General features: G+C 39.3%; 1 protein-coding gene. It reads right to left on the bottom strand.

Features of this window, described 5'->3' with window-relative positions; genetic code table 11:
• The coding region (locus P6709_RS19745) for an IS3 family transposase (RefSeq protein WP_278242619.1) at positions 1-458 on the bottom strand (458 nt) is incomplete at both ends.

Below are 458 nucleotides of genomic sequence, written 5' to 3'. Positions count from 1 at the left end.
TTTGTCTTCTCCGAGACATTTAAATTCTGTCACGTCAGTGACTAATTTTTGAAGGGGGATAGAAGTATGGAAACGTCGATTTAACCGGTTTTTCGCTACCTTCCCAACCTTTCCTTTATAGGAATTATATTTGCGGGATTTGCGCATGAATTTAACACACTTTAATCCGAGTTCTTTCATGATGCGATACACTTTTTTATGGTTAATCAGAAGACCTAATTTCTTTAGTTCATTGGTGATCCGTTTATATCCATACCGTTCATAAGACTCTTTAAATAGGGAGATGATGTGTTCTTTAAGGTCTGTTTCATCATCCTCTTTCCCCAACCTTTTCACATGGTAATGATAGGTTGCTTCCGGAATACCGACGACCACAAAGACCTCTTTTAATGGGAATCCTTCTTGTTTGAGCTCGAGTGCCAGCTTTGCCTGTGCTTTTCGTGGAAGGCATTCGAATT

This window comes from Jeotgalibacillus sp. ET6, from assembly GCF_029667115.1.
Lineage (GTDB): Bacteria > Bacillota > Bacilli > Bacillales > Jeotgalibacillaceae > Jeotgalibacillus.
The sequence above is the reverse complement of the archived record's forward strand: the minus strand, read 5'-3'. Positions and strand labels throughout refer to the sequence as shown.